This is a genomic window from Streptomyces sp. SL06, from assembly GCF_058244745.1.
The window spans coordinates 2,607,743-2,633,420 of sequence record NZ_JBSYOT010000002.1 but is presented as its reverse complement, the minus strand read 5'-3'; the positions used below and the strand labels follow the sequence as shown (position 1 = coordinate 2,633,420).

Genomic DNA, 25,678 nt, shown 5'->3' with positions numbered 1-25,678 from the left:
GGTCTCAGTCCACCGTCACGTAGTCGGGGCCGCTGTAGCGGCCCGTGGCCAGCTTCTGACGCTGCATCAGCAGGTCGTTCAGGAGCGAGGAGGCGCCGAAGCGGAACCAGTGGTTGTCCAGCCAGTCCCCGCCCGCCGTCTCGTTGACCAGGACCAGGAACTTGATCGCGTCCTTGGCGGTACGAATGCCGCCGGCCGGCTTCACACCGACCTGGACGCCGGTCTGCGCGCGGAAGTCGCGGACCGCCTCCAGCATCAGAAGGGTGTTGGCCGGGGTCGCGTTGACCGCGACCTTGCCGGTGGACGTCTTGATGAAGTCGGCGCCCGCCAGCATGCCGAGCCAGCTCGCGCGGCGGATGTTGTCGTACGTCGACAGCTCGCCGGTCTCGAAGATGACCTTCAGACGGGCGGACGTGCCGCAGGCCTCCCGTACGGCGACGATCTCGTCGTACACCTTCATGTAGTTCCCCGCGAGGAACGCCCCGCGGTCGATGACCATGTCGACCTCGTCGGCGCCCGCCGTCACGGCCTCGCGCACGTCGGCCAGCTTGACGGCGAGCGAGGCGCGGCCGGCCGGGAAGGCGGTGGCGACCGAGGCGACCTTGACGGCCGAGCCGGCGACGGCCTCCTTGGCGGCGGGCACCATGTCGGGATACACGCAGACGGCCGCCGTGGCGGGGGCCGAGCGGTCGGTCGGGTCGGGACGGACCGCCTTCGCGCCGAGCGCCCGGACCTTGCCCGGGGTGTCCGCGCCTTCCAGCGTCGTCAGGTCGACCATCGAGATGGCCAGGTCGAGGGCGTACGCCTTCGCGGTGGTCTTGATGGAACGGGTGCCGAGCGAGGCGGCGCGCGCCTCGAGGCCGACCGTGTCGACGCCGGGCAGCCCGTGGAGGAAGCGGCGCAGCGTGCTGTCGGACGCGGTGACGTCGGCGAGTCCGGGTGCGGGTGCAGTGGTGGGCATGGTCACCAGGCGAGCATATCTACGCGCGTAGCGGCTGTACAGTCCCGCGTGCTCGTTCGGTCCCGTCCGCTCGTTCCGTGCGGTCCCCGCCCATGAGCGTTGTCGGCGGCGTCGTGCACAATCGGCATCATGACGACCCCGGAGCCCCAGTCACCCTCTCCGCAGCCGCCGGTACCCGTGTCCAAGGACCGGATCTACCGCTCGCCCGCGGGCATCGCCGGCGGAGTCCTGCTGCTCGCCCTCGCCCTCTGGCTCGGCATCGACGCCGTGGTCGCGGGCGACGGGCGCACCCCGTGGACCGCGCTCGCGGCGCTGCTGTTCCTCGTGCCGCTGATCGCCGCCTACACAGTGCGGCCCGCCGTCTTCGCGGGCGAGGACCGGCTGCGGGTGCGCAATCCCTTCCGCGTCGTCGAGCTGCCCTGGGGGCAGGTCGCCTCGTTCCGGTCCAGCTACTCCAACGAGGTGTTCTCCGAGTCCGGCGACAAGTACCAGCTGTGGTCCATCCCCGTCTCGCTGCGCGGCCGCAAGAAGGCGGCGCGGCAGGAGGCGCGGCGGACCTCCGGGGGTGGCCGGGGGCGTGGGGGCGTGCTCGGGGGGTTCGGCGGGGGCGGTGGTGGCGCCCGTGCCGGTGCCGGTGCCGGCGCCGTGCGCGGTGCCGCGGTCTCGGACGCGGCTGCGGACGGGCCGGTGCGGGCGGAGGCCGACAAGGTCATGGACGAGCTGCGCGACATCCTGGAGGCGCGGAAGCAGGCGAACACCTCGCAGGGCGAGGTGACGGTGCGCTGGGCCTACGAGGTCGTCGCGCCGGTCGTCGTGGGGGCGGTGCTGCTTGCGGTGCTGTTGGGGACGGGGTGACGGGAGGGTTCGGGGGCGCTTCGGGGGTGGGTTGGCGGTTTGGGTTCGGGGTGAAGTGACGGTGGTGGGTTCGGGGGGCCGGGTGCGTGGTGTCAGATGCCCGCCGCTGTCGACAGGTCCCGCTTGAGTGCCGCCAGGAGGTCCCTCGCCTTCGCGCGGGCCGCGGGGAGGCCGGGCCGCGCGGCGACCGGGACGACCACCTCCAGGTAGCACTTCAGCTTGGGCTCCGTACCGCTCGGGCGGACGATCACACGGGCACCGTCGAGCGTGTAGCGCAGGCCGTCGGTGGGCGGCAGCGTGTCCGTGCCCCGGGTGAGGTCCTCGGCGTTCGTGACGGGCAGGCCCGCGAGCCGCGCGGGCGGCTGCTCGCGCAGGCGGCGCATCGCGGCGGCGATCACGGACAGGTCCTCCACGCGGACCGCCAGCTGGTCCGTGGCGTGCAGGCCGTGCTCCACGGCCAGGTCGTCCAGGAGGTCGAGGAGGGTGCGGCCGGCCTCCTTCAGGGTGGACGCGAGTTCCGTGATCAGCAGGGCCGCGGTGATGCCGTCCTTGTCGCGGACGCCCTCGGGGTCGACGCAGTAGCCGAGCGCCTCCTCGTAGCCGTAGCGCAGGCCCGCCACGCGGGCGATCCACTTGAAGCCGGTGAGGGTCTCCTCGTGGGGGAGGCCCGCCTTCTCGGCGATGCGGCCGAGGAGGGAGGAGGAGACGATCGACTCCGCGAAGGTGCCGTGCGCCCGGCGGGCGACCAGATGGGCGGCCAGGAGGGCGCCGACCTCGTCGCCGCGGAGCATGCGCCAGTCGGTGCCGTCGGGTACGGCGACGGCCAGGCGGTCTGCGTCCGGGTCGTTGGCGATCACCAGGTCCGGGTCCGTCTCGCGGGCCTTCGCGAAGGCGAGGTCCATCGCGCCCGGCTCCTCCGGGTTGGGGAAGGCGACGGTGGGGAAGTCCGGGTCGGGGTCGGCCTGCTCGGTCACCAGGGCGGGGGCGGGGAAGCCCGCGCGGGCGAACGCGGCGAGGAGGGTCTCCCCGCCCACGCCGTGCATCGCGGTGTAGACGGTGCGGGCGGTGCGCGGGGAGCCGGGCGCGAGGACCGCGTCCGTGCGGGCGAGGTACGCGTCGAGGACGGAGTCGTCCAGGATCCGCGCGCCGGTCTCGGGGCGGGGGACGTCGTGCAGCGAGCGTACGGCGGCGATCTCCGCGGCGATCTCGGCGTCGGCGGGGGGCACGATCTGGGAGCCGTCGCCGAGGTACACCTTGTAGCCGTTGTCGCGGGGCGGGTTGTGGCTGGCGGTGACCTCCACGCCGGCGACCGCGCCGAGGTGCCGTATGGCGAAGGCGAGGACGGGGGTGGGCAGGGGGCGGGGGAGGACGGCTGCCCGGAGGCCGGCGCCGGTCATGACCGCGGCGGTGTCGCGGGCGAAGTCCTGTGACTTGTGGCGGGCGTCGTAGCCGATGACGACGAGGCCGGCCGTGCCGTCCCCGTGGGGGATGCCCTGCTTCTTGAGGTACGCGGCCAGGCCGGCGGCGGCGCGGATGACGACCGAGCGGTTCATGCGCATCGGGCCCGCGCCGAGTTCGCCGCGCAGGCCGGCGGTGCCGAACTGGAGGGTGCCGGAGAAGCGCGCGGTGAGCTGGGCGTGGTCCTCGGCGTCGATGAGCTTGGCGAGTTCCGCGCGGGTGTCCGCGTCGGGGTCCTCGGCCAGCCATGCCTTGGCCCGTGCGAGGAGGTCGTCGTCGTGCACGTCGGTCAGCCTCTCGTGTGTCTTGCGGGTGCGGGTGCGGGTGCGGGTGCGGGTGCGGGTGTGGGTGTGGTGCGGGGTGGGTGCCTGCGGCGGCCTGTGCGGGTTGTGGGGGTGCGGGTGGCGCCTTCGGCTGTGGGGCGGGTCGGGCCGCGCCGGGGGGTGTCCGTCCTCGGAACGGCGCGGAATCGGTCACCTGGAAAGGTTCGCGCGTTGACGCGCCAACCGCTGCGGGCGGACACCCCTCGTCGCATCCCTTCCCGCCGTACGCGGCTACCCGTCCGGACCGGGTTCCGCTGTCCGGGCCGGGTCTACAGGCGGCCCAGGACCTGGGTCAGCAGGGCGCCCATGCGGGACGCGGAGTCGCGGCCCGCTTGCAGGACCTCCTCGTGGTTGAGGGGCTCGCCCGTCATGCCCGCCGCGAGGTTGGTCACCAGCGAGATGCCCAGTACCTCCGCGCCGGCCTCGCGGGCGGCGATCGCCTCCAGGACCGTCGACATGCCGACCAGGTCGGCCCCGATGACGCGGGCCATGCGGATCTCGGCCGGGGTCTCGTAGTGCGGGCCGGGGAACTGGGCGTAGACGCCCTCCTCCAGCGTGGGGTCGACCTCCTTGCACAGTGCCCGCAGCCGCGGGGAGTAGAGGTCCGTGAGGTCGACGAAGTTCGCGCCCACGATGGGGGAGGTGGCGGTGAGGTTGATGTGGTCGCTGATCAGGACCGGCTGGCCGGGGCGCATGCCCTCGCGCAGGCCGCCGCAGCCGTTGGTCAAAATGATCGTCTTGGCGCCGGCGGCGACGGCCGTGCGGACGCCGTGGGCCACCGAGGCCACCCCGTGGCCCTCGTAGTAATGGGTGCGGCCGAGGAAGACCAGTGCTCGCTTGTCGCCGATGGAGTACGAGCGGACCTTGCCGCCGTGCCCCTCCACCGCCGGCTTCGGGAAGCCGGGCAGTTCGGTGACCTGGAGATCGGTCTCGGGAGCGCCCAGGGCGTCCACGGCCGGTGCCCAGCCGGAGCCCATCACGAGGGCGACGTCGTGGGTCTCGGCGCCGGTGAGTTCCCGCAGACGGGCCGCGGCGGCGTCGGCGGCGGCGTAGGGGTCGCCCTGGATGTCGTCCGGAAGAAGAGATGCGTTCACGCCGAAGAGGGTAGCCGGTCTTCGCCTACGCGCGTAGATGATGGAGGCCACGGCTTTGCGATCGTTGTCTTGTCGTTTCCGACGAGGAGGGCTCAGCAGGGGCGCTTGCGAAGGCCCATCACGTAGTCGTGGGGGGCGCCCGCCGATTCGGCGGCGTCCGCGACCTCTCCCAGGTAGCGGGCGGAGGGCAGGCCGCCCTCGTAGGCGTTCAGGACGTAGGTCCAGGCCTGCTCCTCGCCCTCAAGAGTGTGGACGCGCACGCGGGTGCGCCGGTAGATGTCCAGGCCCACGCCCTCCCAGCGGTCGAGCGAGTCCTCGTCCATCGGGGCCAGGTCGTAGAGGGCGACGAAGACCTGGGAGATCGGGTCCTCGACGAGGGTCGCGAGCGCGCCCTCCCAGCCCATGTGCTCGCCCCCGAAGGTCAGCCGCCACCCGTTCAGCCAGCCGGTGGCGCGCAGCGGCGAGTGCGGGGCGCGGCGGGTCATCAACCGCGCGTCGAGGTTGCCGGCGTAAGCGGCGTAGAGCGACATGGGGGAAGGGTACGGCAGGGGGGTCGGGCGGTACTGCTGTGACAGAGGTGCCCCCGGACGGCCTCCCCTTGAAGGGTGCGGGACAATGGGGTACGTGACTCGGATCGTGATCATTGGCGGCGGACCCGGCGGATACGAAGCGGCGCTGGTGGCCGCGCAGCTCGGCGCGGAGGTGACCGTCGTCGACTGCGACGGCCTGGGCGGTGCGTCGGTGCTGACCGACTGCGTGCCGTCCAAGACCCTGATCGCCACGGCCGAGGTGATGACCACCTTCGACTCCTCCTACGAGGAGCTGGGGATCATCGTCGCCGACGACACCCCGCCGATGGAGCAGGCCACCCGGGTGGTGGGGGTCGACCTCGGGAAGGTCAACCGGCGTGTGAAGCGGCTCGCGCTGGCGCAGTCGCACGACATCACCGCCTCCGTGACCCGCGCGGGCGCTCGGGTGATGCGCGGGCGTGCGCGGCTGGAGGGGATGCAGGGGCTCGACGGGTCCCGGAAGGTCGTGGTGCGGGTCGCCGACGGGAGCCAGGAGACGCTCACCGCGGACGCGGTGCTCATCGCGACCGGCGGACACCCCCGTGAGCTGCCCGACGCCCGGCCCGACGGCGAGCGGATCCTGAACTGGACCCAGGTGTACGACCTGGAGGAGCTGCCCGAAGAGCTGATCGTGGTGGGGTCGGGTGTCACCGGTGCCGAGTTCGCCGGGGCCTATCAGGCGCTCGGGTCGCGGGTCACGCTCGTGTCGTCGCGGGACCGGGTGCTGCCCGGGGAGGACCCGGACGCCGCCGCCGTACTGGAGGACGTGTTCCGGCGGCGCGGTATGAACGTCATGTCGCGCTCCCGGGCCCAGTCCGCCAAACGGGTGGGGGACCGGGTCGAGGTCACCCTGTCGGACGGGCGGGTCATCACGGGATCGCACTGCCTGATGGCGGTCGGCGCCATTCCCAACACCGAGGGGATGGGCCTTGAGGAGGCCGGGGTCAAGCTCAAGGACTCCGGGCACATCCGGACCGACCGGGTGTCGCGGACCTCGGCCCCCGGTGTGTACGCCGCCGGTGACGTGACCGGAGTCTTCGCCCTCGCCTCGGTGGCCGCCATGCAGGGGCGGATCGCCATGTACCACTTCCTCGGCGACGCGGTCACCCCGCTGGACCTCAAGACCGTCTCCGCCAACGTCTTCACCGACCCCGAGATCGCCACCGTCGGGTACTCGCAGGCCGACGTGGACGCCGGCAAGATCGACGCCCGGGTGGTGAAGCTGCCGCTGCTGCGCAACCCGCGCGCCAAGATGCAGGGCATCCGGGACGGCTTCGTCAAGATCTTCTGCCGGCCGGGCACCGAGATCGTGGTCGGCGGTGTCGTGGTGGCGCCGCGCGCCTCGGAACTCATCCACCCCATCTCGATCGCCGTCGACAACAACCTGACGGTCGAGCAGATCGCGAACGCGTTCACCGTGTACCCGTCCCTCTCGGGCTCGATCGCCGAGGTCGCCCGGCAGCTGCACACGCGGAAGGCCGGCGCAGAGGGCTAGGCCTGGGCCCGGGTTCGCGTCCGCGGCTTGAAACGACTCCCCGCTGGTCACGGGGAGTTGCCGAGCTTGCGGGTGGCATAGGCGGGTGGGGTAGGCGCGTATACCACTTGGGCTGCGGTCATGCGAACAACTTCTGTTATTCGGCGCATACTGCTGAAAGCAGACGGTCGTTGGGGTTACTGTCAGTTTCGTGTTCGCTGCAGAACGTCGCCAATTGATCCTCGAAATGGTGCGAGCGAACGGGGCCGTGTCGCTCCGTGAACTCGCCCGCGTCGTCCAGACCTCCGAAGTGACCGTACGGCGGGACGTGCGCGCACTGGAGGCAGAAGGACTCCTCGACCGCCGGCACGGCGGTGCGGTACTGCCGGGCGGGTTCACGCGAGAGTCCGGCTTTCCGCAGAAGTCCCATCTCGCGACCGCCGAGAAGACGGCCATCGCCGATCTCGCCGCGGGCTTCGTCGAAGAAGGCGAGGCCATCGTGGTGGGGGCCGGGACCACCACCCAGGAGCTGGCCCGCCGGCTCGCGCGGGTGCCCGGGTTGACCGTCGTCACCAACTCGCTGCTGGTGGCCCAGGCCCTGGCCCACGCCAACCGGGTCGAGGTCGTGATGACCGGCGGCACGCTGCGCGGGTCCAACTACGCCCTCGTCGGCTCGGGCGCCGAGCAGTCCCTTCAAGGGCTGCGGGTGTCCAAGGCCTTCCTGTCCGGGAGCGGACTGACCGCCGAGCGGGGGCTGTCCACCTCCAACATGCTGTCGGCGTCCGTCGACCGCGCGCTGGTGCAGGCCGCCGCCGAGGTCGTCGTCCTCGCCGACCACTCCAAGCTCGGTACCGACACCATGTTCCAGACCGTGCCCACGGACGTCATCACCCGCCTGGTCACGGACGAGTCACCGGCCCACGACGACCGCGCCGCCACCGAACTCCAGGCCCTGGCCGACCAGGGCGTGCAGATCGCCGTGGCCGGGGCGTCGGGGGGTGCGACGACCGGCGCCGGGGCCTCGGGGGCCTCGGGGGGCGATGCGGTCCCAGCGCGTCAGCAGCGCCGGGACGTGCCGCTTCCGGGACCACGCCGTCAGGTCCCGGGCGCGGCGGGGCTGCGCTCGGCCACCCCCCTGGGTGAGCAGAACGGCGGGACGGAGCGGGCGCGCGTCGCCGACATGCGCCGACGCTGAACGGCGGGGGCGCCCGGGACCGGTCCTGTGGTCCCGGGCGCCCCCGTCGTGTCGTTGTGCGGGTGTCCTCAGTCCTTGATCTCGCAGATGGCGGCGCCGGAGGTGAGGGAGGCCCCGACTTCGGCGCTCAGGCCCTTGACGGTGCCCGCCTTGTGGGCGTTGAGGGGCTGTTCCATCTTCATGGCCTCCAGGACGACGATCAGGTCGCCTTCCTGGACTTCCTGGCCCTCTTCGACGGCGATCTTGACGATGGTGCCCTGCATCGGGGAGGCGAGGGTGTCGCCGGAGGCCGCGGGGCCGGACTTCTTCGCCGCGCGGCGCTTGGGGCGGGCACCGGCCGCGAGCCCGGTACGGGCCAGGGACATGCCCAGCGAGGAGGGCAGGGAGACCTCCAGGCGCTTGCCGCCGACCTCGACGACGACCGTCTCGCGGCCCGACTCCTCGTCCGCCTCGCCGTCGGCGGGCGCGGTGAAGGGCTTGATCTCGTTGGCGAACTCGGTTTCGATCCAGCGGGTGTGGACCGTGAAGGGGTCACTGGATCCGGTGAGTTCGGGGGCGAAGGCGGGGTCGGTGACGACGGCGCGGTGGAAGGGGAGGGCGGTGGCCATGCCCTCGACGGTGAACTCCTCCAGGGCGCGGGCGGCGCGCTGGAGGGCTTCCTTGCGGGTGCGGCCGGTGATGATGAGTTTGGCCAGCAGGGAGTCCCAGGCCGGGCCGATGACGCTGCCGGATTCCACGCCGGCGTCCAGGCGGACGCCCGGTCCGGAGGGCGGGGCGAAGAGGGTGACGGTGCCGGGGGCGGGCAGGAAGCCGCGGCCGGGGTCCTCGCCGTTGATGCGGAACTCGAAGGAGTGGCCGCGCAGGGCGGGGTCGTCGTAGCCGAGTTCTTCGCCGTCGGCGATGCGGAACATCTCGCGGACCAGGTCGATGCCGGTGACTTCCTCGGTGACCGGGTGTTCGACCTGGAGGCGGGTGTTGACCTCCAGGAAGGAGACGGTGCCGTCGGCGCCGACCAGGAACTCCACGGTGCCGGCGCCGACGTAGCCGGCCTCTTTGAGGATGGCCTTGGAGGCGGCGTACAGCTGGTCTGTCTGGGCCCGGGACAGGAAGGGGGCGGGGGCTTCCTCGACGAGTTTTTGGTGGCGGCGCTGCAGGGAGCAGTCGCGGGTGGAGACGACGGCCACGTTGCCGTGGGTGTCGGCCAGGCACTGGGTCTCCACGTGGCGGGGCTTGTCGAGGTAGCGCTCGACGAAGCATTCGCCGCGGCCGAAGGCGGCGACGGCCTCGCGGACGGCGGAGTCGTAGAGTTCGGGGATTTCTTCGAGGGTGCGGGCGACCTTGAGGCCGCGTCCGCCGCCGCCGAAGGCGGCCTTGATCGCGAGGGGCAGGCCGTGCTGCCCGGCGAAGGCGACGACCTCGTCCGCGCCGGAGACCGGGTCGGGGGTGCCCGCGACCAGCGGGGCGCCGGCCCGCTGGGCGATGTGCCGGGCGGCGACCTTGTCGCCGAGGTCGCGGATGGCCTGCGGGGGCGGGCCGATCCAGGTCAGGCCCGCGTCCAGGACGGCCTGGGCGAAGTCGGCGTTCTCCGAGAGGAAGCCGTAGCCGGGGTGGACGGCGTCCGCTGCGGAGTCCTCGGCGGCCTGGAGCACCTTGCCGATGTCCAGGTAGCTGGTGGCGGGGGTGTCACCGCCCAGGGCGAACGCCTCGTCAGCGGCGCGGACATGCAATGCGTCCCGGTCCGGGTCCGCGTATACGGCCACGCTCGCGATCCCCGCGTCCCGGCAGGCTCGGGCCACGCGGACAGCGATTTCGCCACGATTGGCGATGAGCACCTTGCGCACGATTGAGGCTCCCTCCTTGAAACAAGCCGAGTTTAGGGACTGCCGACACGGCACTTCGACCCGTCCCCATTGGTGAGCTTGCCCACACGGAGCGTGATCCGAGGCTCGCTCGGCCTGCCAAAGCCCTTGTCGTACCACGGTACGCAGGGCTACTCGGGGAAACCCTAGTCCTCCCGTGTGGTCAAGGTCTCTGTGCGAGCGTGCTGCGGACCACTCCGTTTCTTTGTGGAGTCCCTACCAATGGCCCAATGATTCTTTGCTCGTGGTGGACCCCTTGTGGCGGGGTTTACCCGTTAGTAGCGTTCGGGGGGTCTCGAACGTACTTGGGGTAACAGCTGTCCTGTGCGGCAGCGGTCGGAAGTGGGTGGGGACCGGTGTCAGTGCGCAGGCCGGTGGCGTGGATCGTGGCGGTGGTGCTCCTCGCGGAGGCGTTCGCCGTGGCGGCGCTGAACTGGTTCCTGGGGATGGTCGTCGACCGGCAGGACATGTCCCTGGCCGGTCTCGACCCGGACATGATGTCCCTGTCCTCGAAGATCGGCGGTGTCGTCTTCGGGCTCTACTTCGCGCTGTGCGCCCTGGTCGCCCTGCTCGTGGCGCTGCGCGACCGCCCGCCCGCCGGGCTCGGCCGGGTCCTGCTGGTCAGCGTGGCCGTGGTGCACGGGCTGCTCGGCGCCTTCGGCTGGGGACTGGTCGGGCCGCAGGCCTTCCTGTACATGATCGTCGTCCTCGCCCTCGTCGTGCTGCTCCTGATGACCCACGACCCCCGCGAGGAGCCCGCGGCCGGGCGGCCCGTGGACGGCAAGGGCGACGACGGCTCCCCGGTCAGCCAGCCACCGGCTCCCACAACGCCGTGATGCCGACCCCGAGTTCGGCCAGGAGCCGCCGCAGCAGGGGCAGGCTGATGCCGATCACGTTCCCGTGGTCGCCCTCGATGCCGTCGATGAACGGCGCCGAGCGGCCGTCCAGGGTGAACGCCCCGGCGACGTAGAGGGGTTCGCCGGAGGCCACGTAGGCCGCGATCTCCTCGTCGGTCGGCTCGCCGAAGCGGACGACGGTGGAGGCGATGGCCGAGACATGACGGCCCGAGGCGGTGTCCCAGACGCAGTGGCCGGTCTGCAGCGTGCCCGCCCGGCCGCGCATCGCCTTCCAGCGGGCGGTGGCCTCCTCGGCGTCCGCCGGCTTGCCGAGGGCCTGGCCGTCCAGGTCGAGCACCGAGTCGCAGCCGATCACCAGGGCGCCGTGCACCTCGGGCTTCGCGGCCACGACGGAGGCCTTGGCCTCGGCCAGGGCGAGGGCCAGCTCGGCGGGGGTGGGCGCGGTGACGGCGTCCTCGTCGACGCCGCTCACGAGCACCTCGGGGGCGAGCCCGGCCTGGCGCAGCAGCCCGAGCCGGGCCGGGGACTGGGAGGCGAGGACGAGTCGGCGGCGCGGCTGCTGGTCTGTCATGTGATCAGGGTATCGGCGGCACCGGGGACACCGGAGGCGCCGGCCGTCACCGCACGCCGATCACGATCATCGCGAGGACCATGGCCAGGGCCAGGAAAACGCTCAGCCGCCGCAGCATGTCCTGCATGTCGCGCAGTTCCTTGGGCGGCTCGTTCTCGGGGTCGGACCACAGCATGCCACCAGCGTGGGACCCCGGCGGGGAGCGGTGCCTGAGTACGGGTACTCAAATCGGGGCGTGGCGTTCCTCTTACCCGCGTTCCTCTTGCCCGCGCGCTTCCCCGCGCCCCCGGGCGTCCTGCCTCATCCCGGCCAGTAGGTGCGGGTCCAGGACACCGGGCCCGGCTGCGGGAGGCGGCGGGTCGCGATGCGGGACGGGTCGGACCAGGCGTCCGCGGGGGGCTGGGGGGCGGGTTCGGCTGCCCCCGTCGCGGCGCGGGCTCGGACCACCGCGAGGGCGGCGGCCAGTTCCTCCGGGGTCGGGTTGCCCCGTACGACCTTGATCACAGCGGCTCCTGAAGGTTCCTGGAGGGTCACAGGGGGATGTTGCCGTGCTTCTTCGGGGGCAGGGACTCCCGCTTGGTGCGCAACTGGCGCAGGCCGCGCACGAGGTGGCGGCGGGTGTCGCAGGGCATGATCACCGCGTCGATGTAGCCGCGTTCGGCGGCGGTGTAGGGGTTGAGGAGGGCGTCCTCGTACTCCCGCATCAGCCGGGCGCGGGCGGCCTCGGGGTCGTCGGCGCCGGCGATGGTGCGGCGGTGCAGGATGTTGACCGCGCCCTGGGCGCCCATGACGGCGATCTGGGCGGTGGGCCAGGCCAGGTTGAGGTCGGCGCCCAGGTGCTTGGAGCCCATCACGTCGTAGGCGCCGCCGAAGGCCTTGCGGGTGATGACCGTGATCAGGGGGACGGTGGCCTCGGCGTAGGCGAAGATCAGCTTGGCGCCGCGGCGGATGATGCCGTCGTGCTCCTGGTCGACGCCGGGCAGGAAGCCGGGCACGTCCACGAAGGTGATCACGGGGACGTTGAAGGCGTCGCAGGTGCGCACGAAGCGGGCCGCCTTCTCGGAGGCGGTGATGTCCAGGCATCCGGCGAACTGCATCGGCTGGTTGGCGACGATGCCGACCGGACGGCCCTCGACGCGGCCGAAGCCGGTGAGGATGTTCGGCGCGTACAGCGGCTGGGTCTCGAAGAACTCGGCGTCGTCCAGGACGTGCTCGATCACCGTGTGCATGTCGTACGGCTGGTTCGCGCTGTCCGGCACGATCGTGTCCAGCTCGGCGTCCTCGTCCGTGACCGCGAGGTCGGCCTCCTCGGGGAAGGCGGGCGGCTCGGAGAGGTTGTTGGACGGCAGGTACGACAGCAGTTGCTTGACGTACTCGATGGCGTCCTTCTCGTCGCCCGCCATGTGGTGGGCCACGCCCGACGTGGAGTTGTGGGTACGGGCGCCGCCCAGCTCCTCGAAGCCGACGTCCTCGCCGGTGACCGTCTTGATGACATCGGGGCCGGTGATGAACATGTGGCTGGTCTGGTCGACCATGACCGTGAAGTCGGTGATCGCCGGGGAGTAGACCGCGCCGCCCGCGCACGGGCCGACGACCAGGCTGATCTGGGGGACGACGCCGGAGGCGTGGGTGTTGCGGCGGAAGATCTCGCCGTAGGCGCCGAGCGAGGCAACGCCCTCCTGGATGCGGGCGCCGCCGGAGTCGTTGATGCCGATGACCGGGCAGCCGGTCTTCAGCGCGAAGTCCATGACCTTGACGATCTTCTGGCCGTAGACCTCGCCCAGCGCGCCGCCGAAGACGGTGAAGTCCTGCGAGAAGACGGCGACCGGACGCCCGTCGACGGTGCCGTAGCCGGTGACGACGCCGTCGCCGTAGGGGCGGTTGCTCTCCAGGCCGAAGTTGGTGGAGCGGTGCCGGGCGAACTCGTCCAGTTCCACGAAGGAACCCTCGTCGAGCAGGAGGTCGATGCGCTCACGGGCCGTCAGCTTGCCCTTGGCGTGCTGCTTTTCCACGGCGCGTTCCGAGCCGGCGTGCGTCGCCTCCTCGATACGGCGCCTGAGATCCGCGAGCTTGCCCGCGGTCGTGTGGATGTCGGGCTGCTGCTCTTCCGGCTCGGACATCGGGATGCGGCTCCCTGCCTGCTCAAGAAAGGGGGGGACGATTACTCATCCGTAGAGTAGTAGGGGCCCTTCCGATCGGCAGTGCGGTGTTTCCCACACCTAGGGTGGGTTGCATGACGCCCCGAGACGCCTCCGGCTTCCCGCACAACCGGTGGTCCGACCTGGACCGGCCGCCCCTCAACAGCACGGCCCTGCGCCGGGGACTGGTACGGGAGGGCGGGCTGTGGCGGCAGGTCGACGTGGTGCAGCGCACCGGCTCCACCAACTCCGACCTGATGGCCCGCGCCGCCGAGGGGAGGGCCGGGGAGGGGGCCGTCCTCGTCGCCGAGGAGCAGACCGCCGCGCGGGGCCGGCTGGACCGGCAGTGGACGGCACCGGCGCGCTCCGGGCTCTTCTTCTCCGTACTGCTGCGGCCCGCCGAGGTGCCCGTGGCCCGCTGGGGCTGGCTGCCGCTGCTCACCGGCGTCGCCGTGGCGACCGGACTGTCCCGGGCGGCGGGTGTCGACACGGCCCTGAAGTGGCCCAACGACCTGCTGGTGACCGTCGGCGACGAGGAGCGCAAGGCCGGCGGCATCCTCGCTGAGCGGGCCGGTGACGACGGGGTCGTCATCGGCGTCGGCGTCAATGTCACCCTCCGGGCCGACGAGCTGCCGGTCCCGCGGGCCGGGTCCCTCGCGCTGGCCGGGGCCGTGAGCACCGACCGGGACCCGCTGCTGAGGGGCGTGCTGAGGTCGCTGGAGGACTGGTACGGGCGGTGGCGGAAGGCAGGCGGGGACCCCGCGGTCAGCGGCCTCCAGGAGACGTACGCGGCGGGGTGCGCGACCCTCGGGCGCGTGGTGCGGGCGGAACTGCCGGGGGACCGGTCGCTCGTGGGGGAGGCGGTGGCCGTGGACGGGGACGGGAGACTGGTACTGGCCACACAGGCGGGCGTGCAGGAACCGGTGGGCGCGGGCGACATCGTGCACCTGCGCCCGGCGTGACGACGGGTGCGGACCGCTTTCTTCGGTGGGGTCAGCGGCGGGGCACGGCTTCTTTCGGAGCGGGGGGCGCGAGGCGCACGGCTTCCTTCGGAACGGGTCCGGGGTTGGGTGCGGCGTTCTCCGGACGGGTCCGGGTGGGCGCGGGCCTGTCCGGACGGGCCCCGGGGATGGGCGCACGGTGGGGCGCCGCGTTCTTCCGGCACTGCGGAGTGGGTGCCGTCCCGGCTGTGTGGGTGGGGAGTCGCCTTGCCGTGTCGGTGCGGGTGCCAACTCGGCCGTGTCGGGTGGGAGGGCCGTCGCGCCGCCTCGGCGCAGGGGGTGCCTCGGCTGTTTCGGGTCGAGTGCGGTCCCGCCGCTGCGGTTCGGGCTGCCTTGGCCGTTTCGCGGTGGATGCTGACCCCGCCGCGTCGCGTGGGGAGCCGTCGCGCCGCTTCGGTGAGGGTGCTGTCCCGGTCGTATCGGGGCGGGTGTCCTGGAGGTGTCGGTGTGGGGCGGCTGTTTCGGGGCGGTGCTGTGCTGGCCGTGTGTGGGTGGGGGGCCGTCCTGTCGTGCCGTTGCGGGTGCTGACCCGGCCTGTGCCGGGTGGGGAGCCGTTGCGCTGCCTCGGTGTGGGCGCTGTCCCGGTCGTATCGGTGTGGGGGTTGTCCCGGCTTTTCCGTGCGGGTGCCGTGTTGGCCGTCTGTGTGAGGGGAGTCGTCCTGCCGTGCCGCTGCCGGTGCTGTCCCCGCCGTAGCGGCGTGTGTGGCGTCCCCGTCGGGGGTCGCTCGGGGCGAGCGGGAGTGAGCTGGGGCACACCTGACGTAAAGTTGGGGCCGGTCGAACCTGACCGCGGCAGATCGGAAGGGCAGCAGGCGTGAGCGTCGACGACACGGGCTCCGGCGCGGACGGGGACGGCCGGGTGGACCCCGAGCCCGCCCCGGATGCCGCCGACCCCGGCGAGGACCCGCTCGCGCTCCGCCTCGAAGGGCTCATTCTGGGCGCCGACCGCCGCTACACCCCCTTCCAGGCCGCCCGCAGCGCGGGCGTCTCCATGGAGCTGGCCTCCCGTTTCTGGCGGGCCATGGGCTTCGCCGACATAGGGCAGGCCAAGGCACTCACCGAGGCCAACGTCCTCGCCCTGCGGCGGCTGGCCGGTCTGGTGGAGGCGGGGCTGCTCAGCGAGGCCATGGCCATCCAGGTGGCCCGGTCCACCGGGCAGACCACCGCCCGGTTGGCCGAGTGGCAGATCGACTCCTTCCTGGAGGGCCTGACCGAGCCCCCGGAACCGGGGATGACGCGCACCGAGGTCACGTATCCCATCGTCGAGCTGCTCCTTCCCGAGTTGCAGGAGTTCCTCGTCTACGTCTGGCGGCGCCAGCTCGCCGCCTCGGCCGGCCGGGTCGTCCAGGCCGGCGACGACGAGGAGATGGTGGACCGGCGGCTCGCGGTCGGCTTCGCCGACCTGGTCGGCTTCACCCGGCTGACCCGCCGGATGGAGGAGGAGGAACTCGGCGAGCTGGTCGAGGCCTTCGAGACCACCGCCGCCGACCTGGTCGCCGCGCGCGGCGGACGGCTGATCAAGACCCTCGGCGACGAGGTGCTCTACGCCGCCGACGACGCCGGTACGGCCGCCGAGATCGCGCTGCGCCTCATCGAGACGATGGCGAACGACGAGACCATGCCGGAACTGCGCGTCGGCATCGCCTTCGGCACGGTCACCACCCGGATGGGCGATGTCTTCGGCACCACCGTCAACCTCGCCTCCCGGCTCACCTCCATAGCCCCCCGGGACGCCGTTCTCGTCGACACCGCCTTCGCGGAGGAGCTGATCCGTACGCGGGACGCCCCGGCCTCGGAGGCGGCGGCCGCCGAGGAGGTGGCCACCGCGGAGAAGGAGGGCGCGGAGCCGCCGGCGTACCGCTTCGGGCTCCAGCCCATGTGGCAGCGGCCGGTGCGCGGTCTCGGCGTCGTCGAGCCCTGGCTGCTGACACGGCGGGGCAGCGCCGGGGAGCCGTAGGCCCGGTCAGCCGTCGCCGAGCAGATCCACGCACAGGCCGATGATCGGCACGCACAGGCCCCGGCCGCCGGGCTCCGGGGCCGGTGCGGGCGCCGGTGGCGTGCCGCGGCCCGGTGGCGGGGTCGGCGTGGGGCGCGGCGCGGGGGTGTCGGCCCCCGACGGCTGCGACGGGCGCGGCGACCGCGGCACTTGGGGCGACCGCGGGGTGTGCGGGGCCTGGGCCCGGTCCCCCTCGCCCCGTCCGTCCCTCGCGTCGCCCGGGTTCGGCGCGTCCGGGACGGTCGTCGTGGCGGGGGACGGCGCCGAGGGGCCGCTCGCGGACGGCCCCGGTACGAGCCCCGGTTCCGGTGAGCCGCTCAGGCCGCCCATGGCGGAGGTCGCCGACGGGCTCGCCCCGGGCGTACCGGCGGTGCGCGCGTCGGCGGGCGCCGTCACCCCGGCCGCGCCCTCGACTCTCTCCCGGCCCGCCGCGCCGTCCTGGCCCCCATCCGTGCCCACGCGCGGCCCGGCCTCCGCGCCGAAGCCGCCCGCGTCGCCGCCGGGCTCGGGCAGCAGGCGTACGAGGCTCAGGGCGCCGGCCGCCAGAGCGAGGCCGCCCGCGGTCAGCAGCACCTTGCGGCGGGGCCTGCGGTGCCGGCCACGGCGGCCCCACGGGTGCCGAGTTCTCGTCGGTGCGTTTGTCGTCATGGTCCCTCCCCGATGCGCACGCGCCCCCCTGCGCCGTGGCGGAGCGACGCTACGGTCCACCGTCGTCCGGGGTACGGCGGTCGGCCGGATATCACTCGAACGGGTAAACGGGATGGTGCGCGGAGCGGGCAGGTCGGGCCTTCCCCCGCGCGGGTCCGCCTGCGATGATCGGGCGGTCGGCTTGTTAACACGCGTTAACCGGAGGGTGTCATGAGCGAGGAGCGGTTCGGAGAGTTCGTGCTGGTGCGGCGGCACGGGGACGGGCAAGTCGCGGAACTCGCGCTCGACCGGCCGAAGGCCATGAACGCCGTCTCGACCGCGATGGCCCGCTCCATCGGCGCGGCCTGCGCGGCGCTGGGCGAGGACCGGGACGTGCGGGTGGTGGTGCTGACCTCGACCCACGAGCGGGCCTTCTGCGTCGGCGCCGACCTCAAGGAGCGCAACTCCTTCTCCGACGCCGATCTGCTGCGGCAGCGGCCGGTGGCGCGGGGGGCCTACACGTCGGTGCTGGAGCTGCCGGTGCCGGTGATCGCGGCCGTGCACGGCTTCGCGCTGGGGGGCGGGTTCGAGCTGGCGCTGTCGTGCGACGTGATCGTGGCCGACCGTACGGCGGTGGTGGGGCTGCCCGAGGTGTCCGTCGGGGTGATTCCGGGCGGCGGCGGTACGCAGTTGCTGCCGCGCCGGGTGGGGGCGGCACGCGCCGCCGAGCTGGTGTTCACGGCCCGCCGGGTGGCGGCCGAGGAGGCGCGCGGGCTGGGGCTCGTGGACCAGTTGGTGGACGAGGGGCGGGACCGTGCGGAGGCCCTCGACCTCGCCGCCCGGATGGCCGCGAACTCGCCGGTGGGGCTGCGCGCGGCCAAGCGGGCGCTGCGGCTCGGTCACGGCCTCGACCTGCGGGCCGGGCTGGAGGTCGAGGACGCGGCGTGGCGGTCGGTGGCGTTCTCGGGGGACCGGGCGGAAGGAGTGGCGGCGTTCAACGAGAAGCGGGCGCCGCGCTGGCCCGGGGAGTGAACGCGGCGCGGTCGGGTGCCGGGGGCAGTCAGGAGGGGGGCGAGTTCGCGAACGCCCCCGTTCGCCCTGCTTGAGTCCCGTTTCGGCATGAATCTCCCTAGCCTGGAGTGATGGGTGACGACAGGCGGCTCGCGGCCGTGGTGGCACTGGCGCAGGGCATGGCCGCCGCGCACAGCGCGCGTGAGGCGTGGCGGGCGGCGGCGGACGGCGCGCGCCTGGCGCTCGGCGGCAGCTTCGCCGCGCTGTCGGTGTGGGAGCGCGAGCTGGGCCGGCTCCGGGTCCTGGTGAACGTCGGCCGGCGGGCCGAGGGCGAGGAGGAGTTCCCGGAGGACGAGTCCTATCCGGTGCACCAGTTCGCGGAGATCACCGAGTTCCTGCACGAGCGCTGGGCCGGCGGCGGTGAGCCCGACGCCTGGGTCGAGACGGCCGAGGGGCCCGCCGCCGGCCGCCCCGGATACGTCCATCAGCGCGTCGCCGCCCTGCGCCGCCGGGGGCGCGGCTGCTGCGTGGTCGCGCCGATCGTGCTGCACGGCCGCGCCTGGGGCGAGCTGTATGCGGCGCGGCCGGTGGGGGAGCGGGTCTTCGAGCGGGCCGACGCCGACTTCGCCACCGTGCTGGCCTCGGTCGTCGCCGCCGGGATCGCGCAGACCGAGCGTCTTGAGGAGGCCAGGCGCCTCGCGTACACCGACGCGCTCACCGGGCTCGCCAACCGTCGCGCCGTCGACTCCGCGCTGGACGAGGCCGTGGAGCGCCACCGCGAGGAGGGCGTCGTCGTCAGCCTCGCCGTATGCGATCTGAACGGCCTCAAGCGGGTGAACGACACGCACGGGCACGCCGTCGGGGACCGGCTGCTGGAGCGCTTCGGGTCGGTGCTGTCGCTGTGCGGGGCGATGCTGCCGGGGGCGCTGGCGGCGCGGCTCGGCGGGGACGAGTTCTGCCTGCTCGCGGTCGGGCCGTCCGCCGACGCGGTGGTCAAGGCGGCCGAGGAGCTGTGCCGCCGGGCCGCCGAGCTGGAGTTGGGGGACGGCGTGGCCTGCGGGGTCGCGTCCACGGAGGACCCGGTCGGGCCGGTCCGTTCGGCCCGCCGGCTGTTCCGGCTGGCCGACGCCGCCCAGTACCGCGCCAAGGCGGAACGCTCGGCCGGTCCCGTCGTCGCCGGCCGCGAGGGACCCGACGATCCCGTCGTACGGCTCGCGGACGAGCCCTCGCGCAGGGAGGACGGGGAGCGCAGGCGGTTCCGCGGGCGGCACTCGCCGTAGGCCGGTGCCGGTAAGGGGTGACCCCGGCCGGTGCCGGTGACGTACCCCCTCGTGACACCATCGAATTCACTGCGTACGCTCCTGAATATGGATATGCACACTGTGGTGGTGGGGACGTCCGGGGCCACCGCGTCCGACGTGCTCGCCGTGGCGCGCGCGGACGCCCGCGTGGAACTCTCCGGCGAGGCGGTGGCCGCCATGGCCGCGGCGCGCGAGATCGTGGAGGCGCTGGCCGCCAAGCCGGAGCCCGTCTACGGCGTCAGCACCGGCTTCGGCGCCCTGGCGACCCGGCACATCGGCCCGGACCTGCGGGCCCGGCTGCAGCGCAACATCGTCCGCTCGCACGCCGCCGGAATGGGTCCGCGCGTCGAGCGCGAGGTGGTCCGCGCGCTGATGTTCCTGCGGCTGAAGACCGTCTGCTCCGGGCACACCGGCGTCCGCCCCGAGGTCGCGCGGACCATGGCCGCCGTGCTCAACGCCGGGATCACCCCCGTGGTGCACGAGTACGGCTCCCTCGGCTGCTCCGGCGACCTCGCCCCGCTGTCGCACTGCGCGCTCACCCTCATGGGCGAGGGGGAGGCCGAGGGCCCCGACGGCACCGTACGCCCCGCCGGCGAGCTGCTCGCCGAGCACGGCATCGCGCCGGTCGAACTGCGCGAGAAGGAGGGCCTCGCCCTCCTCAACGGCACCGACGGCATGCTCGGCATGCTGGTCATGGCCCTCGCCGACCTCGACACCCTCTACAAGTCCGCCGACATCACCGCCGCGCTGACCCTGGAGGCCCTGCTCGGCACCGACAAGGTGCTCGCCCCCGAGCTGCACGCCATCCGCCCGCATCCCGGACAGGCCGCCAGCGCCGCCAACATGCTCGCCGTGCTCAAGGGCTCGGGCCTGACCGGGCACCACCAGGAGGGCGCGCCCCGCGTCCAGGACGCCTACTCGGTGCGCTGCGCCCCGCAGGTCGCCGGCGCCGGGCGCGACACCATGGCCCACGCGAGCCTCGTCGCCGAACGCGAACTGGCGGCGGCGGTGGACAACCCCGTCGTCCTCGCCGACGGCAGGGTGGAGTCCAACGGCAACTTCCACGGCGCCCCGGTCGCCTACGTGCTCGACTTCCTCGCCGTCACCGTCGCCGACCTCGCCTCCATCGCCGAGCGGCGCACCGACCGGCTGCTGGACAAGAACCGCAGCCACGGCCTGCCGCCGTTCCTCGCCGACGACGCCGGCGTCGACTCCGGTCTGATGATCGCCCAGTACACACAGGCCGCCCTGGTCGGCGAGTTGAAGCGGCTCGCCGTACCGGCCTCGGCGGACTCGATCCCGTCCTCCGCGATGCAGGAGGACCATGTGTCGATGGGCTGGGCGGCGGCGCGCAAGCTGCGTACGGCCGTCGACAACCTCGGCCGCGTGATCGCCGTCGAGCTGTACGCCGCCACGCGCGCGATCCAGCTCCGCGACGGCCTCACCCCGGCCCCGGCCTCGCGGGCCGTCATCGACGCCGTACGGGCGGCCGGTGTCCGGGGCCCCGGGCCGGACCGCCACCTGGCGCCCGACCTCGCCGCGGCGGACGCGTTCGTACGGGCCGGGCGCCTGGTCGCGGCGGCGGAGCAGGTCACCGGACCGCTGCGCTAGCGGACGCCGCGGCCCGAGGGGCTCCGGCGCGCGGACAGGGGCCCCTCCGGACCGCCCCCGGCAGTCAAGGAAGCCAAAAGAACGTCAAGTTCTCTCAAAGGTCGAGGCGTTCCCGGCGCATCGAGTACCCGACGAAGCCGGCCCCGAGCGCCAGGCAGACGGTGCCGCCGATGACGTACGGCGTGCTGTCGAAGCTGCCGGTGTCGGCCAGGCGGGTCGTGCCCTCGGCGGTGTCTGTGGTGTCTTTGGTGTCCGCCGTCTCCGCGGACACGGCTCTGGCCTGCGCGGTGACCTGCGGGGACGGGGACGTGGCCGCGGACTTGAGGACCGGCGTCTCGGGTGTCGCGTTCGCTGACGGGACGAACCACAGGGCGCACAGCAGACCGCCCGCGGCGGCGGTGGTCAGCAACGGACGGCGAGCGGATGACACGGAATATCGATCCCCTTGTGGCGCTGGCGAATTGGCCGTGTGGGCAGATGTTAGTGAAAGGCGCGGGTCACAGGAAAGTCACGGGAGGAGTCGGCCTTACGCTCCGGGCATGAGCACTCCAGAGACATCACGTTTTGTGCGTATTCGCGTCGACCTCGTTCTTGAGGTCGACGACGAGGAGGCCGTCACCGGGGCCGCGCTGCAGACCCTCGCCAACGTCGCCGAACTGTCCGACGAGGAGCGGGCCGACTCCGAGCGCGCTGTGACGGAGGACACCGCCGAGGCCCTGGCTCATCTCGTGGACCCCTTCGACCTGGTCAGCGCGGTACCCGGAGTCGAACTCCAGCAGGCCTCCTGGAGCAGTGAGCGGATCGACTACGATCCCGACTCGCCCGAATGGGACCTCGACGAGGATGATGGCGGCGAGAACGACCCGGAAGACGATGAGGCGACGGTCGGCTGACGCAGTGTGGGGAAAATCGTGACCCCGGGCGGCAACCGCCACCCGGGGTTTCGTCGTCTCAAGGGGCGCGCCGACCGAACCGCGCACTTCCGGCCTCGCCGTCAACGTGGTGTGCCCCACACATACGAGCGATGTGGAACGGGACGAACCGGTCGTAGCGTTGAAAGTCTTGACGGGGAATCTTGGGGTTTCGGGAATCGGCAACGATGGAGAAGCGTGTGATGACGGACGGTAAGCGGCGCAGGGGCCTGATGGCCGCGTCCGCACTGCTCGGCGGTGTGCTGGTGCTTTCTGCGTGTTCCAGCGGCGACGCCGACGCCTCCGGGGGTGGGAAGGGCGACACCTCGCAGGCCGAGGTGGACGAAGCGGCGGCGAAGAAGACCTCCGAGGCCCAGATCAAGATCACGCCCGAGGACGGCTCGGACAACGCCTCCATCAACAACGCCGCCGGGGTCACCGTGAGCAAGGGCACGCTCACGCAGGTCAGGATGACCGCCTCCGACGGCACCGAGGTCAGTGGCGAGATATCCGCCGACAAGACCAGCTGGAAGCCCAGCGGCCAGCTGGAGCGGGCCACCAAATACCAGCTGACGGCGACCGCGAAGGACTCCGACGGCCGCGCCGCCCACGAGAACGCGTCGTTCACCACGGTCTCCCCGAAGAACAGCTTCATCGGCAACTTCACCCCGGACGACGGCACCACCGTCGGCGTCGGCATGCCCGTGTCGATCACCTTCGACAAGGAGATCACCAACAAGGCCGCCGTCCAGAAGGGCATCACCGTCAACTCCTCCAGCGGCCAGGAAGTCGTCTGCCACTGGTTCAGCACCCAGCGCATGGACTGCCGCCCGCAGGACTACTGGCAGGAGGGCTCGACCGTCACCCTCAAGCTGGCCCTCGACGGGGTCGAGGGCGCCCAGGGCGTCTACGGCGTCCAGCAGAAGTCCGTCAGCTTCAAGATCGGCCGCAATCAGGTCTCCTACGTCGACGCGAAGACCAAGCAGATGAAGGTCACGCAGGACGGCAAGACCGTCAAGACGATCCCGATCTCCGCCGGCTCCCCCGACAACAAGACCTACGAAGGCCAGATGGTGATCTCCGAGAAGTTCAAGGAGACCCGGATGGACGGCTCGACGGTCGGCTTCACCGACGACGACGGCAAGGGCGAGTACGACATCAAGGACGTGCCGCACGCCATGCGCCTGAGCACCTCCGGCACCTTCATCCACGGCAACTACTGGGGCGCCAAGTCCATCTTCGGCAGCGTCAACACCAGCCACGGCTGCGTGGGCCTGGCCGACGCCAAGGGCGCGAACGACCCGAACACGCCCGCCTCCTGGTTCTACGACAACTCGATCATCGGTGACGTGGTCGTCGTCCAGAACACCGGAGACAAGACCATCGCCCCGGACAACGGCCTCAACGGCTGGAACCTGGACTGGGCCCAGTGGAAGGCGGGTTCGGCGGTCTGACAGCCATCGGTCCGGCGGCCTGACCTCAACACGGCGCGGCCCACCGCGACTTCACCCGGGCGCCCGTCGCCCCCTCACCGGGGCGGCGGGCGCCCGGCGCTTGCCCGGCTTCTCATCCTCCTCTTATGCGGGCCTTATCCCTTCATCACGCGACGTCCCTACCTTGCGGCCATGTTCTTCACCTATCTGAGGCGCGAACTGCGCCGCCGCAGAAAGGCGGCCCTCGTCGTCGCCTCCGGGCTGGCCCTGGGCATCGCGCTGGTCATCGTCGTCGACTCCGTCTCCTCCGGCATGGGCAGGGCCCAGGACAAGGTCCTTCAGTCCCTGTACGGGCTGGGCACGGACATGACGGTCACCAAGGCCGCGGCCCCCGCCTCGTCCGGCGGCACCTCCGAGCGGCCCCGCTTCCGGTTCGACGCCAAGGAGGACGGCTCCGACGAGGAGCAGAGCACCGACCGCGTCACGGTGCAGGGCTTCCAGACGCTGGCGGCCTCGACCGTCGGCAAGGTCGCCGAACAGAGCGGCGTCGCCGACGCGGTGGGCGGGCTGAGCCTCCAGGTCATGAAGGTCAGCGGCCAGTTCACGCGCGGTCAGGTCCAGCAGGACGGCTCGGGCGCGGGGCAGGGCCAGGAGCAGGGCGGCGGGCCGGGGAGCGGGCAGGCCCCGCAGGGCCGGGTCCAGGGCGGCGGCGCCGACTTCAACGTCAACAGCTACTCCGTCTTCGGCACCGATGTCACCGAGCCCGCCCTCGGCCCGCTGACCTCCTCCACGATCACCAGCGGCCGCACCTTCGAGAAGTCGGAGACCAACGCCAAGGTCGCCGTCGCCGACTCGGCGTACGCCAAGGAGAAGCAGCTCAAGACCGGCTCCACGGTCACCGTCAAGGGCACGAAGTTCAAGGTCGTCGGCATCGCCACGGCCGACAGCGCGGACGCGGCGGCCAACCTCTACGTGCCGCTCCAGCAGGCCCAGACGCTGGGTGACGCGAAGGACAAGGTCACCACCATCTACGTCAAGGCGACCGACTCGCAGCGGATCGGGGGCGTCAAGTCCGCGATCCAGAAGAACATCTCGGGTACCACGGTCACCACCTCGGCCGACCTCGCCGACACCGTCTCCGGCTCCCTGTCCACCGCCTCCTCCCTCGCCGCCGGCGTCGGCAAGTGGCTCTCGATCCTCGTCCTGGCCGCCGCCTTCCTGGTCGCCGGTCTGCTCACCTCCTCGGCCGTCTCCCGCCGGGTGCGCGAGTTCGGCACGCTCAAGGCCCTGGGCTGGCGCTCGGGCCGGGTCACCCGGCAGGTGGTCGGCGAGTCCCTCGTCAACGGCCTGGCCGGCGGCGTCCTCGGCATCGCGCTCGGCCTGGCGGGGGCGTACGCCGTCACCGCGGTCAGCCCGACGCTCCAGGCCCAGCTCGGTGGCGGCACCGGCGGCGGTGGTGCGGGCGGTCCCGGCGGCTTCGGCGGTGGCGGTGGCGGCATGGGCGGTCCCGGCGGGCAGGGCGCCGCGAAGAGCCTGGACATCGCCCTCACCGCGCCCGTCAGCCTCACCACCATCGCCCTCGCGGTCGCCCTCTCCGTGGCCGGCGGACTGATCGCCGGCGGCTTCGGCGGCTGGCGCGCCTCCCGGCTCCGCCCGGCGGACGCCCTGCGCCGCGTGGAGTAGCGCCACCCCCTCTACGTTCCCCAGGAGTTGCACCATGTACGAACTCAAGGCCGTCACCAAGCACTACACCCGCGGCAAGGCCACCGTGCACGCCCTCGACGGCGTCGACCTGACCATCGCCGACGGCGACCGGCTCGTCATCCAGGGCCCCACCGGCGGCGGCAAGTCCACGCTGCTCCAGATGCTGGGCGCGCTCGACCGGCCCAGCTCGGGCGAGATCGTCCTCGACGGCACCGACCTGGCCAAGCTGCCCGAGGCCCGGCTGACCCGGGTGCGCAGCGAGAGCATCGGCTTCGTCTTCCAGTCCTTCAACCTCATCCCGACCCTGACCGCGCAGGAGAACGTGGAGACCGCGCTCGTCCCGCTCGGCGTCAGGGCGAGGGAGCGGCGCGAGAAGGCCGCCGAGGCGCTGGCCTCCGTCGGGCTCGGCGAGCGGCTCGGGCATCTCCCCGGCGAGATGTCCGGCGGCCAGCAGCAGCGGGTGGCCATCGCCCGCGCGCTGGTGAAGCAACCGAAGGTGCTGCTCGCCGACGAGCCCACGGGCAACCTCGACGAGTCGACGCGCGACGAGATCATGGACGTACTCGACCGCATGTGGAAGGAGTTGGGCCTGACCTTCGTGATGGTCACCCACGACTCGGCGATCGCGAAGAAGGCACCGCGCCTGGCGACGATCCGCAAGGGACGGATCACCGTGAAGGAGAACGCGTCGGCGTGAGCGGTGCGGGGCGCCGGAGTCGGGGCGGCGCT

The 25,678-nt window shown here is 72.5% G+C and carries 24 protein-coding genes; 13 read left to right on the top strand and 11 right to left on the bottom strand.

The window, feature by feature from the left end:
• Positions 1 to 4 precede the first annotated feature (4 nt).
• Positions 5 to 961 (bottom strand): deoxyribose-phosphate aldolase, encoded by a 957-nt coding sequence (gene deoC / locus AC4IHM_RS11845; RefSeq protein ID WP_490867032.1) that lies wholly within the window; start codon positions 959 to 961, stop codon positions 5 to 7.
• Between the two features lie 129 nt (positions 962 to 1,090).
• On the opposite strand from deoC, the gene AC4IHM_RS11840 reads away from it, so the two are divergent.
• On the top strand, positions 1,091 to 1,816 hold the full coding sequence (locus AC4IHM_RS11840) for a PH domain-containing protein (protein WP_490867031.1): 726 nt from the start codon (positions 1,091 to 1,093) through the stop codon (positions 1,814 to 1,816).
• A gap of 92 nt (positions 1,817 to 1,908) precedes the next feature.
• Here the strand turns inward: AC4IHM_RS11840 and AC4IHM_RS11835 are convergent, their stop codons facing one another.
• The 3 genes from AC4IHM_RS11835 to AC4IHM_RS11825 all read right to left on the bottom strand — a co-directional run bounded on the left by AC4IHM_RS11835 (position 1,909) and on the right by AC4IHM_RS11825 (position 5,221).
• Complete coding sequence (locus AC4IHM_RS11835) at positions 1,909 to 3,567, bottom strand: phospho-sugar mutase (RefSeq protein ID WP_490870813.1); 1,659 nt, start codon at positions 3,565 to 3,567, stop codon at positions 1,909 to 1,911.
• A 299-nt stretch (positions 3,568 to 3,866) separates the two neighbouring features.
• Positions 3,867 to 4,691, bottom strand: coding sequence for a purine-nucleoside phosphorylase (locus AC4IHM_RS11830; protein WP_490867030.1), 825 nt, complete (start codon positions 4,689 to 4,691; stop codon positions 3,867 to 3,869).
• A gap of 92 nt (positions 4,692 to 4,783) precedes the next feature.
• Positions 4,784 to 5,221, bottom strand: coding sequence for a gamma-glutamylcyclotransferase family protein (locus tag AC4IHM_RS11825; protein WP_490867029.1), 438 nt, complete (start codon positions 5,219 to 5,221; stop codon positions 4,784 to 4,786).
• Positions 5,222 to 5,306: 85 nt separating this feature from the next.
• On the opposite strand from AC4IHM_RS11825, the gene AC4IHM_RS11820 reads away from it, so the two are divergent.
• Both AC4IHM_RS11820 and AC4IHM_RS11815 read left to right on the top strand, forming a co-directional pair.
• The gene (locus AC4IHM_RS11820; RefSeq protein WP_490867028.1) at positions 5,307 to 6,755 is read left to right on the top strand and encodes an NAD(P)H-quinone dehydrogenase; all 1,449 of its coding nucleotides are present in this window, start codon (positions 5,307 to 5,309) and stop codon (positions 6,753 to 6,755) included.
• Positions 6,756 to 6,945: 190 nt separating this feature from the next.
• Entirely contained in the window at positions 6,946 to 7,929 is a 984-nt protein-coding gene (locus AC4IHM_RS11815) for a DeoR/GlpR family DNA-binding transcription regulator (RefSeq protein ID WP_490867027.1), read from the top strand.
• Between the two features lie 68 nt (positions 7,930 to 7,997).
• On the opposite strand, the gene AC4IHM_RS11810 is transcribed toward AC4IHM_RS11815, so the two are convergent.
• Positions 7,998 to 9,770: an acetyl/propionyl/methylcrotonyl-CoA carboxylase subunit alpha gene (locus AC4IHM_RS11810; RefSeq protein ID WP_490867026.1), complete on the bottom strand. Its 1,773-nt coding sequence runs from the start codon at positions 9,768 to 9,770 to the stop codon at positions 7,998 to 8,000.
• 374 nt (positions 9,771 to 10,144) lie between these two features.
• Here AC4IHM_RS11810 and AC4IHM_RS11805 point away from each other — a divergent pair, with 374 nt between their 5' ends.
• Positions 10,145 to 10,624 carry a hypothetical protein gene (locus AC4IHM_RS11805; protein WP_490867025.1) on the top strand — a complete coding sequence of 160 codons (480 nt, stop codon included), beginning with the start codon at positions 10,145 to 10,147 and terminating at the stop codon, positions 10,622 to 10,624.
• Here AC4IHM_RS11805 and AC4IHM_RS11800 read toward each other — a convergent pair.
• The 4 genes from AC4IHM_RS11800 to AC4IHM_RS11785 all read right to left on the bottom strand — a co-directional run bounded on the left by AC4IHM_RS11800 (position 10,593) and on the right by AC4IHM_RS11785 (position 13,336).
• Positions 10,593 to 11,216 (bottom strand): Maf family protein, encoded by a 624-nt coding sequence (locus AC4IHM_RS11800; RefSeq protein WP_490867024.1) that lies wholly within the window; start codon positions 11,214 to 11,216, stop codon positions 10,593 to 10,595. The two genes, AC4IHM_RS11805 and AC4IHM_RS11800, sit on opposite strands and share 32 nt — an antisense overlap.
• A 46-nt stretch (positions 11,217 to 11,262) precedes the next feature.
• A complete protein-coding gene (gene mmpB / locus AC4IHM_RS11795) occupies positions 11,263 to 11,391 on the bottom strand; it encodes a morphogenic membrane protein MmpB (RefSeq protein ID WP_386320048.1) in 129 nt (42 codons plus the stop codon).
• Positions 11,392 to 11,516: 125 nt separating this feature from the next.
• Positions 11,517 to 11,720: an acyl-CoA carboxylase subunit epsilon gene (locus AC4IHM_RS11790; protein ID WP_490867023.1), complete on the bottom strand. Its 204-nt coding sequence runs from the start codon at positions 11,718 to 11,720 to the stop codon at positions 11,517 to 11,519.
• Between the two features lie 26 nt (positions 11,721 to 11,746).
• Positions 11,747 to 13,336, bottom strand: coding sequence for an acyl-CoA carboxylase subunit beta (locus AC4IHM_RS11785; protein WP_490867022.1), 1,590 nt, complete (start codon positions 13,334 to 13,336; stop codon positions 11,747 to 11,749).
• Positions 13,337 to 13,449: 113 nt separating this feature from the next.
• Here AC4IHM_RS11785 and AC4IHM_RS11780 point away from each other — a divergent pair, with 113 nt between their 5' ends.
• Together AC4IHM_RS11780 and AC4IHM_RS11775 are read left to right on the top strand one after the other, a co-directional pair.
• Complete coding sequence (locus AC4IHM_RS11780) at positions 13,450 to 14,316, top strand: biotin--[acetyl-CoA-carboxylase] ligase (protein WP_490867021.1); 867 nt, start codon at positions 13,450 to 13,452, stop codon at positions 14,314 to 14,316.
• Positions 14,317 to 15,169: 853 nt separating this feature from the next.
• A complete protein-coding gene (locus AC4IHM_RS11775) occupies positions 15,170 to 16,312 on the top strand; it encodes an adenylate/guanylate cyclase domain-containing protein (protein WP_490867020.1) in 1,143 nt (380 codons plus the stop codon).
• Between the two features lie 6 nt (positions 16,313 to 16,318).
• On the opposite strand, the gene AC4IHM_RS11770 is transcribed toward AC4IHM_RS11775, so the two are convergent.
• A complete protein-coding gene (locus AC4IHM_RS11770; RefSeq protein ID WP_490867019.1) occupies positions 16,319 to 16,999 on the bottom strand; it encodes a hypothetical protein in 681 nt (226 codons plus the stop codon).
• A 210-nt stretch (positions 17,000 to 17,209) separates the two neighbouring features.
• On the opposite strand from AC4IHM_RS11770, the gene AC4IHM_RS11765 reads away from it, so the two are divergent.
• The 3 genes from AC4IHM_RS11765 to hutH all read left to right on the top strand — a co-directional run bounded on the left by AC4IHM_RS11765 (position 17,210) and on the right by hutH (position 20,901).
• Entirely contained in the window at positions 17,210 to 18,010 is an 801-nt protein-coding gene (locus AC4IHM_RS11765) for an enoyl-CoA hydratase/isomerase family protein (protein ID WP_490867018.1), read from the top strand.
• Between the two features lie 110 nt (positions 18,011 to 18,120).
• Positions 18,121 to 19,269: a GGDEF domain-containing protein gene (locus AC4IHM_RS11760; protein ID WP_490867017.1), complete on the top strand. Its 1,149-nt coding sequence runs from the start codon at positions 18,121 to 18,123 to the stop codon at positions 19,267 to 19,269.
• Between the two features lie 93 nt (positions 19,270 to 19,362).
• Entirely contained in the window at positions 19,363 to 20,901 is a 1,539-nt protein-coding gene (hutH, locus tag AC4IHM_RS11755) for a histidine ammonia-lyase (RefSeq protein ID WP_490870812.1), read from the top strand.
• Between the two features lie 94 nt (positions 20,902 to 20,995).
• On the opposite strand, the gene AC4IHM_RS11750 is transcribed toward hutH, so the two are convergent.
• On the bottom strand, positions 20,996 to 21,331 hold the full coding sequence (locus tag AC4IHM_RS11750) for a hypothetical protein (protein ID WP_490867016.1): 336 nt from the start codon (positions 21,329 to 21,331) through the stop codon (positions 20,996 to 20,998).
• A gap of 109 nt (positions 21,332 to 21,440) precedes the next feature.
• Here AC4IHM_RS11750 and AC4IHM_RS11745 point away from each other — a divergent pair, with 109 nt between their 5' ends.
• The 4 genes from AC4IHM_RS11745 (at position 21,441) to AC4IHM_RS11730 (ending at position 25,646) form a co-directional block, all read left to right on the top strand.
• Positions 21,441 to 21,794, top strand: a complete 354-nt coding sequence (locus AC4IHM_RS11745) for a hypothetical protein (RefSeq protein WP_490867015.1) — start codon at positions 21,441 to 21,443, stop codon at positions 21,792 to 21,794.
• 221 nt (positions 21,795 to 22,015) lie between these two features.
• Entirely contained in the window at positions 22,016 to 23,266 is a 1,251-nt protein-coding gene (locus tag AC4IHM_RS11740) for a L,D-transpeptidase (protein WP_490867014.1), read from the top strand.
• Between the two features lie 171 nt (positions 23,267 to 23,437).
• A complete protein-coding gene (locus AC4IHM_RS11735; protein ID WP_490867013.1) occupies positions 23,438 to 24,928 on the top strand; it encodes an ABC transporter permease in 1,491 nt (496 codons plus the stop codon).
• A gap of 34 nt (positions 24,929 to 24,962) precedes the next feature.
• The gene (locus tag AC4IHM_RS11730; RefSeq protein WP_490867012.1) at positions 24,963 to 25,646 is read left to right on the top strand and encodes an ABC transporter ATP-binding protein; all 684 of its coding nucleotides are present in this window, start codon (positions 24,963 to 24,965) and stop codon (positions 25,644 to 25,646) included.
• The last annotated feature ends 32 nt before the right edge of the window (positions 25,647 to 25,678 follow it).